The organism is Rummeliibacillus stabekisii (assembly GCF_007988965.1).
GTDB classification, from domain to species: domain Bacteria; phylum Bacillota; class Bacilli; order Bacillales_A; family Planococcaceae; genus Rummeliibacillus; species Rummeliibacillus stabekisii.
Map to the genome: position 1 here is coordinate 14,678 of NZ_BJVD01000006.1, position 16,114 is coordinate 30,791.

Below are 16,114 nucleotides of genomic sequence, written 5' to 3' on the forward strand. Positions count from 1 at the left end.
CGCTTATTTTTAGTAAAATAAAACGTATACGAAAAAGAGGTGATATATTTTGATCAACCAGGTCACCGTCGTTAAAGAAATCGATGAATTATTAGAAAATTATTGTGATGGCTGCCTCGCCAAACAACAACTGCGTACAGAACGCGGTAAAGCCGGTGCTCATAAATTTTGTATTGAATCCTGCACGGTTGGCGAACAATTGCACTTCTTAGGACAAGAATTATTAAAAGTCTATAGTAAATAGATTGTACTATAAATTAGAGTATTGAGAGTATTTTTCTCAATACTTTTTTTGTACTAGGAATTCTTAATGGAATGAAGGAATATAGATAATTTTAACAAAGGTGAAGCCTACAAAAGGTTAAAATGAAAGGGTAGATGTTTTTTTAGAGGATTATGTAAAGAAAATACTTGTCGAGCACTTTTTGATATATATTTTAAAGGATAATGAAACAATGGTCATTGTAACAGAACAGCCACTAGTTATAAATGGTAAAGCATTAGAAGCAGCACATTTATTTTTCCAGACGTTTAGATGAATAATTACGGTCATTGGAAATTAAAAAGAAGTTATATAGAAGTAGGGATACTGAATGCTGATATCAAATTCTAAAGAGAGTTGGTAAATAATCAAAAAAATTTCTTCATTATTGAACTATGCCTACCTATAAGTATAAAAGGCCAGCTTACATATAAAAATAAAATTTAAATTAATGTTAAGAAAAATTAGATAAATATTTTTATATTTATTGACTAAATATTGTATTATTTATACACTGTTTTAAAACATTATTCAAAATGTTGTACATAATTGGGAGATGATTTGATGAAAGTATGTAAATTTGGCGGTACTTCAGTAGCGAATGCGGAACAAATAAAAAAAGTTGCATCAATCGTTAAATCGGACAAAACAAGACGCTTAGTCGTTGTATCCGCTCCAGGAAAAAGATTTCCGGAAGATATCAAAGTAACAGACTTGCTTATCGATTTGGTTAATGGTGTCATTGCCGGAGTTGATTATCAAGAGAGACTTGAAAAGGTTGTATCTCGTTTTCATGTGAATGCAGTTGACCTAGGGTTAGATGATACGATTATTGAAGAATTAAGAAGAGATTTGAACACACGCATTCATCATAGTATACAGATCAGCGAGCAATATTTGTTTGATACAATAAAAGCTTGCGGTGAGGATTATAGCGCCAGAATGATTGCAGCATATTTGAATAAAATAGGGGTAAAAGCAAGATATATTAGCCCAAAGGAAGCGGGGCTTATTGTAAACGAAGCCCCATCTAGAACAATGGCAATAGATGAAGCGTATAAGAATCTAGCAGCTTTGAAAAATTCAGAAGATATTGTTATTTTTCCGGGTTTTTTTGGATTCACAAAAGCGGGTAGGCTACGGACATTTGACCGAGGGGGTTCAGATATTACAGGCTCTATTTTAGCAGCGGCTGTTCAGGCAGATGTATATGAAAATTTTACGGATGTAGATTGTGTATTTACTGCCAATCCTAAAGTTGTCAACCACCCTTCAGAAATTCAGGAGATTACATATAGAGAAATGCGAGAATTGTCTTACGCAGGCTTCTCGGTGTTTCATGATGAAGCACTGATGCCAGTGGTGAAATTGGGTATACCGGTTCATATAAAAAATACAAATAATTCAGAAGCAAAGGGAACAAAAATAGTTGAAAAAAGGAACGTAAACCCACATGCTATTACAGGTATTTCAGCTGATGCTGGATTTTCAATCTTATATATCAGCAAATACTTAATGAATAGAGAGATTGGTTTTGGCCGTAAACTACTCCAAATTCTTGAAGAGGAATATATCTCTTATGAACATACACCTTCTGGTCTTGATGATATTTCTGTTATTATAAGGAGCCATCAATTAACACCTGAAAAGGAAGAAAGGATTATTAAGAGGGCATACAATGAATTGCATGCAGATGATGTTTATTTCCGGCATGGATTTTCAATGGTCGTTCTTGTAGGAGAAGGAATGAATAATAGTACGGGGCTAGCCGCAAGAGCAGCGACTGCCATTTCAAGAACAGGGGCTAATATAGAAATGATCAATCAAGGATCATCTGAGGTTAGTTTAGCGTTTGGTATACTTGAAAAATACGAAGATACGATTCTTAGATCACTATATGAAGAATTTTTCGCAATGGCAGCGTATGCCAATTAAAAAATAAACTTATATTAAAAGGCAGTTGCCTAAAGATAAATCAAAATGCATCATTTCTATTAATAACATACATTCAGCTGCACATCATAGACAAAAGAGCATTGAATGACAAAATATTAAAATTTTTCGTTAAACAATGGTTAGCATTTGCATTTTTGAATGTTTAACCTTTTAATAAGAAGTAGTTGAAAAAACAGGAGGTGAACTCTCTGCGTTAAAACAAATAACGTAGAGAAATCATATTTGGACAGTGAGATAGCCAGTAATTTAGTTCTGTTTGTGCTTTTAATTGCAATGACAGGGTTTTTTGTCGCCACAGAATTTGCGATTGTAAAAGTAAGGCAAACGCGAATCGATCAACTTATTACGGAAGGTAATAGAAAAGCTATAAAAGCCAAGAAAGTATTAAGTCATTTGGACGAATACTTATCAGCTTGTCAATTAGGTATTACGATTACAGCCCTCGGCTTAGGCTGGATTGGAGAACCAACAGCCCATAAAGTCTTTACACCCCTAATGGAGATGGCTGGTATTGATGGAAGCTTAGCTAAATGGCTTTCTTTCGCCTTTGCCTTTGCGGTTGTTACGTTTGCGCATGTGGTTATTGGGGAATTGGCGCCAAAAACTTTTGCAATCGAACAGGCAGAAAAGATTACATTAAGGTTTGCAGGTCCTTTAATTATTTTTCACATTGTAACTTATCCACTCATCAAAATATTAAATGGTTCAGCAAGAGTGTTAACAAGTCTCTTCGGCTTGAAGTTGTCAACAGAGCATGAAGAGGCACATAGCGAGGAAGAATTGCGCATGATTTTATCAGACAGCTATAAAAGTGGAGAAATAAATCCATCTGAATATAAATTGGTTAATCGCATTTTTGAATTTGATGAACGAATTGCTAAAGAAATCATGATTCCTCGTACTGAAATGATTGGCTTTAATAAAGAAACCACATTAAATAATGTATTTGAATTAATGAATGAAGAACAATACACTCGTTATCCGGTCATGGATGGTGATAAAGACCATGTCATCGGCATTGTTAATATGAAGCATCTCTTATCAGCTATTGTGATGGATGCCGCAAATGGTCAAAAAACCGTTGAAGAGTATATGCAGCCTGTCATCCGTATTATTGATACGGTACCAATCAATAGCCTTTTACTAAAATTTCAAAGGGAAAGCATTCATATGGCCATTTTGTTAGATGAATACGGAGGTACGTCAGGTCTCGTAACTATAGAGGATGTTATAGAAGAAATTGTTGGAGATATTCGAGACGAATTTGATGAGGATGAAGAGCCTGAAATTCAAAAGGTAGCTGATGGCCATTTTAAATTTAATGGAAAAGTGCTATTAGAACAAGTTAATTCTATGTTAGGTGTTCAAATAGATGAAGAAGATATAGATACAATTGGCGGATGGTTTATGTCACAACATGATAATATCAAGGAAGGCGTATTTTTTGAGAAAAACGGTTTCCAATTTATTGTAAAAGAAGTGAATAAACATCAAATCATTCGTGTCGAAGCAAAAAAAGTAAGTATTTAAAAGGATTATTAGCCATTAAATTAGACTAAAACCAGTAGGAGGATATTATGTTCAAAATATGAGCATAAATCCTCTATTCTTTTATATATTAGATTTGTTAAGGTGAAATATAAAGTATTTAGATAGGGTAGGAAAAAGCCCTAAATATGTGGCTATTAATTACTTATTACTATAGAGTGTAACATATTGAAAAGCATGCTATAATTCAAAGAAATATTTTTTGTTAATACAAAACTTTTGATGAATCTAAATCCCCCAGATTTATCTCATATATGAAAGGAGTCAAAATTTAATGAATAGTCCAATATAATATTCCCCGATTAAGCCAAAATCCAAATGAAATATCGGGGGATATATAATGAAATTGAATAGAAATTTTTCTTTATTACTATTGGGTCAATCACTCGCAAATATAGGCGATGTTTTATATATAGTCAGTGTAATAAGTACAATTTTTGTATTAACAGGTTCAGCAATTGCAGCATCGTTCGTGCCTTTTACAATTGCATCTTCCATGTTTATATCCAGTCTGCTGACACCTCTCTTGGTTGAGAAATTAAATCTTAAATGGTTACTTGCTGGGTCACAAATTGCAAAAACTATTTTACTCTTTATTCTTGGGTTTATGTTAATAGGTCTAACAGCAACCAATTATTATTTTATCTTTTTAATAATAGGATGGATTGCTTTTTTTGACGGTTGTGCAAATCCAATAAGACAGACATTGACTCCTTACTATGTTAAACCTGAGCATCTAATTCAAGCTAATGGAATTTCTGAAACTGTTACGCAAGTAATACAAGCAGGTATGTGGTTCGTAGGAAGTTCATTGTTGATTATTGTGAGCTCTCAACAACTTATTTGGTTAGTTGGTTGTTTATTTATAATTGCAAGCATATTACTTTGCCTTTTAGAAAGTGTTAGCAATCATGAAACAACCGAGATAAAAGGGAAATTAGAAAAGATTAAAGAGGGTTGGAAAACTTTATCTAATACTCCAGTGTTAAGAAGGATTGCTTGGATAGAATTTTTGGAAACAATTGCAGCCACAGTTTGGATAGCTGCTATTTTATATGTGTTTGTCAGCGATGCATTAAACGTTGAAGAAAAATGGTGGGGATTTATCAATGGAGCTAACTTTTTAGGTTTGATTTTAGGAAGTGCTTATTGTATTAAATTTTCTTCTTTTGTAGAGAAGAAAATAGGAACCTTTATTTTTGTTGGTTCATTCTCAAGTTTCTTATTCACAATATTATTTAGCCTAAACAGCATTCCTATTATATCCTTACTTTTATCACTCTGTGTGGGACTCTTTGGACAAATTAAAAAAATTCCTCAACAAACGGTTATACAAACTAGTGTATCAAAAGAACAGTTGTCAACTGTTTATACCTCCTTAGGGGCTATCGGAACTGGGATTTTTGGTGTTGGCTCTCTTGTTATGGGAGTATTAGCAGATTTTTTAGGAATCAGAATGGTATTCGTTATATCGGGCCTATTACTTGCGATTGTAAGTACAATTGCTCACAAAAATAAGCAATTGTTTGTTAGAAATGTTATGGAACGATAAAATTAAAGATGAAGTATTTTATTAACTAAAACTTCCTTATTTTTAACGACTGTATGATAATTTATGAATTAGGACCATCACTTTTGATGGTCTTTTCTGTTGAACTTATTGTACGAGGCTTTAGTAAAAGAAGAAAGGGTGCTACATATTAGATATGTAGCACCCTTAAATTTTTTTATCTTATTTATTAAGTCTTGATAAGTAATTAGTTGATAGCTCCATTTTTATATACAGCAGCATTAAACGCTAACTATAAAACTGATAGAAACTTTATCTTAACTTACAAAAATTTCGCAAATATCATTGTTGATTTATAATTTAACAACATTTGCTGCTTGGGGACCGCGATTTCCTTCAATGATATCAAACATTACTTCTTGTCCGTCATCTAAAGTACGAAAGCCTTCTTGTTGAATGCCGGTGAAATGGACAAAAACGTCATCGCCGTCATATTCTATAAAACCATAGCCTTTATCGTTATCGAACCATTTTACCTTTCCTTGATGCATTCATGATCCTCCTCACAACAGTCCATATTTAATTAAATTCATTGCTGAACACTGATTAAACTCTGGATGAAATCTTTAAACGAGCAAGTTAAGGCTCATTCTAGTATTCATCAGTGATGGGTAAACTATACATGATTATATAAAAATTGTCAAATAACTCTCACAATAGATGAGCTAAGAGCTTTTTAGGCGAGATTTGAGCCTAAGAGAAGTATACTAAATAGATCATGTCTATTATGCGGAATCAAAGCTTTCAAATGGCTGAAGAAAGGCTTTAAAATATGGTAGACTTTATATATCAACTCCATTAGAAAGAGAAGGAAAATTATGAGTCACTTAATTGTATCTAATTTTACTAAAACAGTAGGAGATAAAACACTGTTTAGAAATATTGATTTTACTATAACAGAAGGTGAAAGAGCAGGACTTATCGGTATTAATGGTACGGGGAAATCCACATTGCTGTCTATTTTAGCAGGCGATTTGGAAGCTGATACGATAGAACTTGACCATCCAAATAAATATAGGATTGCATACTTGCCACAAAATCCCACTTTTAAAGAAGGAGAAACCGTTTTACAGGCGGTCTTTTCTGGCGATTCCCCAATACTCGCTCTTAATAGAGAATATGAGGAAACAGTTTTTGCTTTAAGCAGCCAGCCCGATTCAACATCGCTGCAAGAAAAGCTATTTCGGCTTCAACAGCAAATGGAACAACAACAGGCATGGGATATTAATGCATTAGCTAAATCATCATTGACAAGGTTGGGCATCGATCAATTTGAAGAACAAGTGAGTCACTTATCTGGTGGCCAGCAAAAACGTGTAGCCTTAGCCAAAACTCTTATAGAGCCGGCAGATCTCTATTTATTGGATGAACCAACGAACCATTTAGATGTTCAGTCAACGGAGTGGCTTCAAGATATGGTTTCTCGTTTAAAGGGAGCAGTCATTTTTATTACACATGATCGTTACTTCCTTGACGCTGTGTCAACCCATATTTATGAGTTGGCAAACCAAACACTATATAAACATACAGGGAATTATGCAGCCTTTTTAGAAGCGAAGGCACTAAGGGAAGAGATAGAGAAAGCAACAAATGCGAAGATGCATAATCGTTACCGTTCCGAGCTTAAATGGATTCGTAGAGGAGCAAAGGCACGATCTACAAAACAGAAGGCTCGTATTCAACGCTTTGATGAATTATCCAAGAACCTGGACAAAATAGAAGAGGAAGACTCATTAGAAATTGGTCTTGCAACAGCACGATTAGGAAAAAAAGTGATCGAAGGTAATGAAGTTTCAAAAGCTTATAACGAAAAACAATTAATAAGCCACTTCTCCTTCCTTTTACAACAAGGTGATCGTATTGGTATTATAGGCCCAAATGGTGCTGGGAAAAGTACATTATTGAATATCCTGGCAGGCAATATTCAGCCGGATGAAGGAACTATTGAATTCGGCTCGACTGTTCGAATTGCACATTTTACACAGCAGCTTCCTAAAATGGACGGCAATATGCGTATGATTGAATACATTAGAGAAACAGCAAATGATATTGAAGATGCTTCAGGTGAACACCATTCTGCAGCTGCAATGCTAGAGCGCTTTTTATTTCCAATGCACTCTCATGGTACCATCATTCAAAAGTTATCTGGTGGCGAAAGAAAAAGGTTGCACCTGTTAAAATTACTAATGGAACAACCGAACGTTTTATTGCTTGATGAACCGACAAATGATTTGGATATTGAAACCCTATCGATATTAGAAGACTTCATTGAACAATTTCCGGGTGTGGTTGTAACAATATCACATGATCGCTTCTTCCTTGACCGAATTGCGAAGAAGTTATGGATTCTAAAAGATGGAACAGTAGAACAAAGTCTGGAGGCATATAGCGATTACTTAGCAATTGAGCAAATACAAGAACAGCAATCAGAAAAAATTGCTCAAACTCCAAAGGCTAAACCAAAAGAAAAAACACAAAAGAAAAAGGTAACTTATAAAGAAAGATTAGAGTGGGAATCGATAGAAGGGGAAATTGCAAAAGTGGAAGAAGCCATTATGGCATTAGAAGAGGAAATTGCTAAAGCCGGCTCAGATTTTACTTTGCTTCAAAATTTAACTTCTGACTTAGAGCATCAAAATGCAAAATATGAAGAGCTCATAGAAAGATGGGAGTATTTACAAGGGATTATGAACGAATAGGAAGGAATGAAAGAAAATATGAATATTAAAAGTATAGAACCTACACCAAGCCCAAATACAATGAAAGTCATATTAGACCAAGAGCTTCCTTTTGGGACAGCCCATAATTATTCTGAGAACAATAAAGAAGACGCACCACAAGTAATCCAAGAAATATTGAAAATCGAGGGTGTGAAAGGCGTTTATCATGTTGCAGACTTTTTGGCAGTCGAACGAAATGCTAAGTATGATTGGGCTCAGCTATTGGCCGCAGTGCGCAATGCTTTTGGAGAAAATAACGAGCTTTCAGAGGCTCAAAAAGTGGACGAACATTATGGCGAAGTATATGTACATGTCCAAATGTTTAAAGGTATGCCATTGCAAGTAAAAGTGTTCGATAGTCTATCTGAACAACGTTTTGGTCTTTCAAAAAGATTTGTTGATGCATTTAACGATATGCTGAAAAAAGATGAAAACTATATTATGGAGCGTAAATGGGTAGATTATGGTGTCCGTTACGGTGATAAGGATCAAATTGGACAGAGCATGGTGGATGAACTGGAGGCCGCATATCCTGAAAAACGTATTCAAGAAATAATCGATGCAAGTAAAGAAGAAAAGAACATAGTAACAAGAGAAAAACGAAAAATTACTATTCAGGAGTTTGAAGCAGATGATTGGGAGACACGTTTCCAATTGCTTGATCAAATGGCTGACCCGGATACAAGTGACCTTCCATTATTGGAACTTGCGTTAAATGATGAAAAAATGTCAATACGCCGCTTGGCAACGGTATATTTAGGAATGATTGAGGACAAAGCAGTCGTACCATTTTTAAGTAAAGCATTAAAAGATAAAAGTGCTTCTGTTCGTCGCACAGCTGGAGATTGCATGAGCGATCTAGGGTTTGTTGAATTTGAACCAGCAATAATAGAAGCTCTGCAAGACAAAAATAAGCTTGTTCGATGGAGGGCTGCCATGTTCTTATATGAAACAGGTACCCCAGCAAGCCTTGAAGCATTAGAAAAAGCGAACAACGATCCTGAATTCGAAGTGAAGCTGCAAGTGGAAATGGCCATTGCCCGTATTTCTAAAGGGGAAGAGGCCATGGGATCTGTCTGGAAACAGATGACTGAAGCTCGAGCAAATAATGATGTAAAATAAGTGGATTGAATCGAACCTATTTTAAAAGAAAAATGCCAGCATAATCAACTGTGATATGCTGGCATTTCTATATTATATTAAGAGCTGATTATATCTTCTCTCCTTCGTCCTTTTGAAAAGTACATGGAATAACTATTATAAAATGATACAACACTAAACATAGCTAGCAGAAGTCGGATGACTATACTATAAATGGGTGCAAAAATGCTTGCAGTTAGTAATAAAAGTCCTAATACGCAGAGGAAAATGGCTGTATTCAAATCCTTCATGTAAACAACAACTCCTTACTTTTGTATGCTTATAAATTCGCTATGAAGGATGGATTAACCTCTTTTTTTTGAAAATTTTCACATTAATTGTTTGTTTATAAAAAATTGCTTAAATATCCATCGTTAACACTTTTAATCTATTTTCAAGTAATTTTGAACATTTTAGAGTTCTCTTTAAAATAAGTAATAATAAAGTCTCTAAATTCTTTTGCTGATGGGGATAATAAACCATCTTTTACCCATGACAGGCCGACAGTGTAGGTAGGGCGGATATCAGCTATCTTTACGTAATGTAAATGGTATTTTCTGCATACCGAAATGGGAAGTAACGCCACACCTTGTCCAAGTTTAATGATTTCTGCCAATAGGCTAGAATCTACTTCAAAATTATTTATTGGTGTAAAACCTTCTTTTTCGCACAGCTCGTTTGTAAATCTACTGTATTCTTCATTACCGGCTAGAGATATAAAAGGTTCATTTGCAATATCTCTTAAAGAAATCTCCGAATGATCTGCCAACTTGTGACTAATAGGTAATACAAGGACAATATCCTCATCTACCAAAACGCAACTTGTTATTTCTTCATCCACTATAGGCGGACCTGCAATACCTAAATCTATATCCCCCTTTTTCAAGCTTGTTATAATGCCACGTTTAACTCCAATACCCTGTTGAATTTTTGTATCAGGATTGAGTGCGATATATTCACTAATTAGTCCTGTGAGAAAACGAGGATTGGAAATAGATATTTTAATTGTGCTTGTATTTTCTTGATCCTTTGACTGAATCTCCATTTTTGCATTTTCAATTTCTGTAAAAATTTTATTCACATGTTTCAAAAGAATTTTTCCTGACGAACTTAAATGAATATTTCTTCCTTTCCGGTCAAATAACTTTGTCCCTAATTCATCCTCGAGTCTCTTAATAGTAAGGCTTAACGAAGGCTGAGCAATATTTAATTGTTTGGCAGCCTTAGAAATATGCTCAGTGTAGGCGACTGTCTGAAAATAGTGTAACTGAAGTAACTCCATGTTTTGAATACCACCTATTTATTATAATAAATACATTTATATATTATTATGTATTAGATTAAATGTAAAATACGTTTTAAAATGATGAGTGTTAGGAACAAAAAGAAGAAAATATAAAGTATCTAATTTCAAAGGGAGTGTTTATTAGATGAGGAAGGAAGAAGTAGTTAGACAGTTTACTACTCCGTTAGATGCAGGGGCGTTCCCGGTTGGACCATATCATTTTTATAACCGAGAATATTTAAATATTTTATATAGAACTGACCTTGAAAGTTTAAAGAAAATCGTACCCGAACCTTTAGAGATTAAAGACCCACTCGTGAGATTTGAAATAATGAAAATGCCAGATGTAACTGGTCTTGGATCCTACACGGAATGCGGGCAGGTCATACCTGTAAGCTTTGAAGGAGAAGAGGGTGATTATCTACATGCCATGTATGTAGACAGCTTTCCGGCAATTGCATCCGGTAGGGAGATAGCGGCATACCCAAAAAAACTAGGCAAGCCTAATCTATATATAGATTCAGACGCCTTGGTTGGAACATTAGATTATGGTTCTTTGAGAGTAGCAACAGCTACTATGGGTTACAAACATTATCCTCTCGACCATTCAGAGGCACTAAAAGAAATTGTTAAACCAAACTATATGCTTAAAAAGATGCCTGGATATGATGGGTATCCAAGAATTTGTGAATTGGTCCGAAGCCAAATTACAGATGTGAAAATTCTTGGAGCCTGGTCAGGACCTGCGAGGTTGGAGCTGTTTGCCCATGCATTGGCTCCAATGGCGGATTTGCCTGTACTTGAGGTAGTGTCAGCTTCACACATCCTGACCGAGCTTTCATTAGCGTCGCCAACTGTTATTTATGATTATCTAGCGGATAAATAGGCAGGCATTAATAATTGGTCAGAAAAAAATAGGTGTTCTAAAATGAAAAAGATAAGGGGAATTTAAAATGCGAATTGCAGTGTTAGGAGCAGGTTCTTTAGGAACTATTGCCGGTGCTTATATTGCTGCCGGCGGACAAGATATAGAATTGATTGATGTTTATCAAGCACATGTAGACGCCTTAAACGAGACTGGAGCAAAAATAACTGGTACTACAGATTTTCATGCAGAGGTAAAAGCGATTACACCAGAGAATATGTCAGGGGTATATGATTTAGTGCTACTTTTAACAAAGCAGCTTTATAACCATTCAATCTTACAAGACTTGTTGCCATTTTTGAATGACCAAAGCACAGTACTTTCATTGCAAAATGGTATACCTGAAGAACAGGTAGCATCTATTGTTGGGAGAGAACGAGTAGTTGCAGGTTCTGTAGAATTTGGTGCGACTTTTATTAAACCAGGTGTATCAGAGCTAACAACGGAGTTTAATCGCTTTAAAGAATATGCCTTTCAGATTGGTGAATTAACTGGCGAAGTAACAGAAAGAATAGAGCAAATCAAAAAAATCTTAGATCTTGTAGGTGGTACTCATATTTCTACTAACCTAGTTGGAACAAAATGGTCCAAACTGTTAATTAACAATGCATTTAGCGGCTTATCTGCATCTCTTAATACAGAGTTTGGTGGGGTACTTGATCATGAAATTAGTATAGAAAGTGCAGTGCATATTGCAGATGAAACAATTAAAGTGGCACATGCAAATGGTGTGGAATTTGCTGATATGGGCGGTTTTGATATAGCTTCATTAGAAGTGAAAAGTGGAAAAGATATTCCTGAACGTATTCAAACACTGCGTGATATTATGAAATCGTCACGACTGTTAAAGGCAAGTATGCTGCAAGATTTGGAAAAGAACAGAAAAACTGAAATTGATTATATAAATGGGGTTATTCCTCGTTTAGCACTAGAAAAGGGAATACCGACTCCATATAATGATTTGGTTGTCAGTTTGGTGAAACAAGCTGAAGAAACCAAAGAATTGCCGATATTCGATTCTAATATTAAATTTTTTGAGGTATTAAATAACTAATAAATAATTTAAAAAAGAGTGTAAACCAATCCGGTTTACACTCTTTTTCTTATAATACTGGGAATCACTCATATAGATAGAAATTTGGGGTTATAATAAAATTGCAAGTACTCAATAATATTATTCTAAAAAAGTAATAGGTATATATGTAAAAAATTCTAAAACCAAATTTATCATTTTTAATATTAATTAATTTTTCAAAATTGAGGTTATTTAAGTAGTTAATATAGGTGAAAATTAATATTTTCATTAAAAAGAGGAGGTATCGTTTACGTTTAGCAATTTAGGCAATAGAAGAGAGGGGAATATTATTATTTGAATTGTGTCTAACTTGTGTCTATAATGTATATATTCTATTGTAAAATAAATTCAGGGAGGTTATTCAAGTGGTATCTATTACATTAGTTCCGCATGATATAAGCTTTGCTGAAGAGATGTCTAATATGACAAGCGATCCAGCAATTCGGCAAGCTCTTGGTATGACAGATGCCCAATGCTCATTGGAAGGGACACGTGATTTTATACGCCTTGTTCAGCTAGAAGAAAGAATGGGCCAACAAGTTTCACGTATGATTTTTAATGAAAGAAATCAATTAATAGGTGTTATTTCATTAAAGTTGATTGATGAATTACAAAAAACCTGCCATATTGGTACGTGGATAGGCAAAGCTCACTGGGGAAAAGGATATAATGAATTGGCTAAGGCAGAGATATTAAAAATTGCCTTTTTGCAATTAGATTTGGAATATGTATTTGCGGGAGCGCGTTTAGGAAATATACGTTCTCAAAAAGCACAAGCCAAACTACCTTATATAACATTGCATGTTGAACGCCAATTTGAACATGAATGGAAGAAACTTGAACAGCAGGAACGAACCCCATGTATCTTAAATATGATTCGAAGAGAGGATTTCTTAAACTGGTATGAGCAATATAAGGCTGTCAGCTAAAATCTTGCTGAGAATATAAAAGTTATCTAATTCACCTTTTTTGGTATTAGATAACTTTTTTCCATTGTATGCTTTTTTCTCCTGCTATCTATGGTAAATTAATAGAGAGAATGAAAATGAATCAGGAGGCATATATGAGCTTCAAGAAAATCACCGTGTTTATCGGCATAGTGTTAGTCCTTTTAGGAGGAATATTTGGTTTTCGTCATTTCAAAACAACTAAAACAAGTGCTAAAACGAACCTCACATTTCAGGATATAAAGAAAAAAGATTTTTTACATAAACAGCAGGCTGTTTTATATGCTTCTCACACAACAGAACTACTCCAAGAGGGAAAAGGGAGCGGCCAAGCTATTTTTATAGATGAGGATGGCAATGCACAACGCTTACGGTTAGACGGACTGGAAAGCGGAAGTACATACTATCATAAAAAGAAGCTTTATATAGAAGACGCTAATCAAATTTTTTTAATCGGAAAGAATACAAAAAAGCAAAAGATGCCTAGCGAATTGAGAGGTATAAAATCGGGTTATCTGCCAGCAACGGATCAGTTTTATAGCTTGTATAATACAGGTTTCAGCACGAAATATGATTACAAAACATCTATTCGTTTCGGCAATAGTAAAGAGAAACGATTCCACGTATCACAAGTCCCTAGCTTTATCTCTGGAGTAGGGGAATTATCAGACCGTTTAGTTGTACTCACCCAAAATTTAATTAATGATCATTTTTCATTGCAAGAAGTATTTCTTCGAGAAAAAGAGGCCAAAGTTATAAAACTAACAGAACTTCCATTAAAACATCCATCTAATCTAGATATAATAAGTCCGATTATGGCAGATAAAAACAGCTACTATTTTGTAATGACGGATTATCAATCAGAAAAACGAGAAGACCTATCGTTAATTATTTATAATAGACAAACAAAAGAAACTGAAATTAAACCATTTATCAGCTATCGTTCAGAAGAACAAGTAGATAATGGATTGCCTAATAACTTTAACCATTCTTCTTATCTATACAAAAATCATTTTTATTATGTAAACGGTTTAGGAGAAGTGTATCGGTATAATTGTAGGGATGGGAAAATACAGAAATATTTGAACTTAGAATTTGAGTCAACGGCGAATCACAGGCTTGAGCAAGTTAGATTCCAAAATGGCCGAATCCACCATCTTTATTCAGATGAGGGAGGGAACTTTTTTATAGAAACATATAACTTGTCTTCGAAAAAAAGAGAAAAACTTCAAAAAATCAAAATGAATGGTTTAATCCCTCAAAATGATAAAGATTACTTTATAACTAGTATTGAAATATTAAACTAGAAAACGATTCTCTAAGGAGAATCGTTTTTTTATGAAGATATTAAGATATGCCGTATTTGCGGTTCACTTGAATGGTCTTCGTCTTCGAAGAGGACTTATGAAGAATCAAATCACGAATGACTTTAGAGCCCATCATGCTATACACTGTTCCATTGCCTCCATATCCTAATAGGTAATATTGATGCTTATTCGTAGGGTGTTCTCCAACAAAAGGTAAATCATCTTTCGATTCTCCAAATGTCGCAACATAGGAATATTCAATCTCTAAAGGCAGCGTTGGAAATAACTTCTGTGCTTCCTCAAGCAGTTTTTGAGATTGCTTTTTTAGTAATTCATCGTTTATATCACTATTGGGATTCTCTTCATCTAAACCGCCGACAATAATTGAACCATCAATTGTAGTTCTCAAATAGAGATAAGGACGTTTTGTTTCCCATATGAGGGCTTTTTTATACCAACTTGTTAAGTCCTTGATTGGTTTTGTTACAATGACGTACGAACGGTTGAGGATAGCTCCTTTTCTCTTACCTACTGGTGTTGGCTCATAGCCGGTTGTATAGACAATATGCTTTGTACTGAAAACACCATCTAATGTTTTAACGGATAGAAGTTCGCCGTTTTCTTCGACATTTAATACAGAAGTAAACGGTAATAGGTGACCACCAAGATCTTCAATTTTTCGTAATACACCAAATACTAGTTTTAAAGGATTCACTTCTGCATCATGATATGTTAAAAGGGCGGCAGGTTTTTTAAATGGCATCTTACTGCCTATTTCATCCTCATTCCAATAGTCACAATCAAATCCATTCTTTTGTAATGTTTTATATTCGCGCTGTATTTTAGCAATATCCTCTTCTGTACTTGCATAGCAGATACTAGGTCTGCGTATAAAATCTGCTCCATCAGGCAATTGGGCAGTCAAAGACTCTAGATCCGACATGGCCATATCACAAGATTTATAAAAAGATATAGCTGCCTTTTCACCGATTTTATCAATTAATTCACAAAGCATAATGTCATTTTCATATTGAAGCAATCCTGTATTGGCGCTCGTACTACCTTCTCCGAAGGCTCTTTTCTCTAATATAGCAACCTGTAAACCTTCTTTTGCAAGCGCATAAGCAGTTAAGCAGCCAGACATGCCCCCGCCTACTATGATAGCATCATAAATTTCAGATGGTGTTACTTCTTTCGGTTCAAAAGAAGGGACTGTATTTGGCCAATAAAGTTTTCCGTCATGTATTTCCATTTTATTCACTCACTTTCTATAGGAGTTTTTACCCTCTTTTGCTTAAAGTCTAACGTGCTATGATATAGTTATATATAGAATAAGATACAGCTAACAGGTTGTTAAAAAGTGCATGTATAGAGTTGAA

At 34.7% G+C, this 16,114-nt stretch carries 12 protein-coding genes and 3 pseudogenes; 12 read left to right on the forward strand and 3 right to left on the reverse strand.

The window, feature by feature from the left end; translation table 11 throughout:
* Positions 1-52 precede the first annotated feature (52 nt).
* From RST01_RS10840 to RST01_RS10855, 4 genes are all read left to right on the forward strand, one after another.
* Positions 53-244: a zinc-finger domain-containing protein gene (locus tag RST01_RS10840; protein ID WP_147196927.1), complete on the forward strand. Its 192-nt coding sequence runs from the start codon at positions 53-55 to the stop codon at positions 242-244.
* A 582-nt stretch (positions 245-826) separates the two neighbouring features.
* A complete protein-coding gene (locus RST01_RS10845) occupies positions 827-2,197 on the forward strand; it encodes an aspartate kinase (protein WP_147196732.1) in 1,371 nt (456 codons plus the stop codon).
* A 243-nt stretch (positions 2,198-2,440) separates the two neighbouring features.
* On the forward strand, positions 2,441-3,748 hold the full coding sequence (locus tag RST01_RS10850; RefSeq protein ID WP_147196734.1) for a hemolysin family protein: 1,308 nt from the start codon (positions 2,441-2,443) through the stop codon (positions 3,746-3,748).
* A gap of 358 nt (positions 3,749-4,106) precedes the next feature.
* Complete coding sequence (locus RST01_RS10855; protein WP_147196736.1) at positions 4,107-5,318, forward strand: MFS transporter; 1,212 nt, start codon at positions 4,107-4,109, stop codon at positions 5,316-5,318.
* A gap of 311 nt (positions 5,319-5,629) precedes the next feature.
* Here RST01_RS10855 and RST01_RS10860 read toward each other — a convergent pair whose 3' ends face one another.
* Positions 5,630-5,827, reverse strand: a complete 198-nt coding sequence (locus tag RST01_RS10860; RefSeq protein ID WP_066788321.1) for a cold shock domain-containing protein — start codon at positions 5,825-5,827, stop codon at positions 5,630-5,632.
* 327 nt (positions 5,828-6,154) lie between these two features.
* Here RST01_RS10860 and RST01_RS16335 point away from each other — a divergent pair.
* The 4 genes and pseudogenes from RST01_RS16335 to RST01_RS10870 all read left to right on the forward strand — a co-directional run.
* Positions 6,155-7,003: pseudogene (locus tag RST01_RS16335) on the forward strand (ABC-F family ATP-binding cassette domain-containing protein); the annotation flags it as partial.
* Between the two features lie 183 nt (positions 7,004-7,186).
* A pseudogene (locus tag RST01_RS16340) lies at positions 7,187-7,504 on the forward strand (ATP-binding cassette domain-containing protein); the annotation flags it as partial.
* A gap of 327 nt (positions 7,505-7,831) precedes the next feature.
* Positions 7,832-8,035: pseudogene (locus tag RST01_RS16345) on the forward strand (ABC transporter C-terminal domain-containing protein); the annotation flags it as partial.
* Between the two features lie 18 nt (positions 8,036-8,053).
* Complete coding sequence (locus RST01_RS10870) at positions 8,054-9,178, forward strand: conserved virulence factor C family protein (RefSeq protein WP_066791884.1); 1,125 nt, start codon at positions 8,054-8,056, stop codon at positions 9,176-9,178.
* A gap of 412 nt (positions 9,179-9,590) precedes the next feature.
* Here RST01_RS10870 and RST01_RS10875 read toward each other — a convergent pair whose 3' ends face one another.
* Entirely contained in the window at positions 9,591-10,478 is an 888-nt protein-coding gene (locus tag RST01_RS10875) for a LysR family transcriptional regulator (protein WP_147196740.1), read from the reverse strand.
* 148 nt (positions 10,479-10,626) lie between these two features.
* Here RST01_RS10875 and RST01_RS10880 point away from each other — a divergent pair, with 148 nt between their 5' ends.
* The 4 genes from RST01_RS10880 to RST01_RS10895 all read left to right on the forward strand — a co-directional run bounded on the left by RST01_RS10880 (position 10,627) and on the right by RST01_RS10895 (position 14,735).
* Complete coding sequence (locus RST01_RS10880) at positions 10,627-11,367, forward strand: acetoacetate decarboxylase (protein WP_147196741.1); 741 nt, start codon at positions 10,627-10,629, stop codon at positions 11,365-11,367.
* Positions 11,368-11,434: 67 nt separating this feature from the next.
* Positions 11,435-12,460 carry a ketopantoate reductase family protein gene (locus RST01_RS10885; RefSeq protein WP_147196743.1) on the forward strand — a complete coding sequence of 342 codons (1,026 nt, stop codon included), beginning with the start codon at positions 11,435-11,437 and terminating at the stop codon, positions 12,458-12,460.
* 386 nt (positions 12,461-12,846) lie between these two features.
* Positions 12,847-13,410 carry a GNAT family N-acetyltransferase gene (locus RST01_RS10890; protein WP_147196744.1) on the forward strand — a complete coding sequence of 188 codons (564 nt, stop codon included), beginning with the start codon at positions 12,847-12,849 and terminating at the stop codon, positions 13,408-13,410.
* 134 nt (positions 13,411-13,544) lie between these two features.
* Positions 13,545-14,735 carry a YycP family beta-propeller protein gene (locus RST01_RS10895; RefSeq protein WP_147196746.1) on the forward strand — a complete coding sequence of 397 codons (1,191 nt, stop codon included), beginning with the start codon at positions 13,545-13,547 and terminating at the stop codon, positions 14,733-14,735.
* 40 nt (positions 14,736-14,775) lie between these two features.
* Here the strand turns inward: RST01_RS10895 and RST01_RS10900 are convergent, their stop codons facing one another.
* Positions 14,776-15,987 carry an NAD(P)/FAD-dependent oxidoreductase gene (locus tag RST01_RS10900; protein WP_147196748.1) on the reverse strand — a complete coding sequence of 404 codons (1,212 nt, stop codon included), beginning with the start codon at positions 15,985-15,987 and terminating at the stop codon, positions 14,776-14,778.
* Between the last annotated feature and the right edge of the window lie 127 nt (positions 15,988-16,114).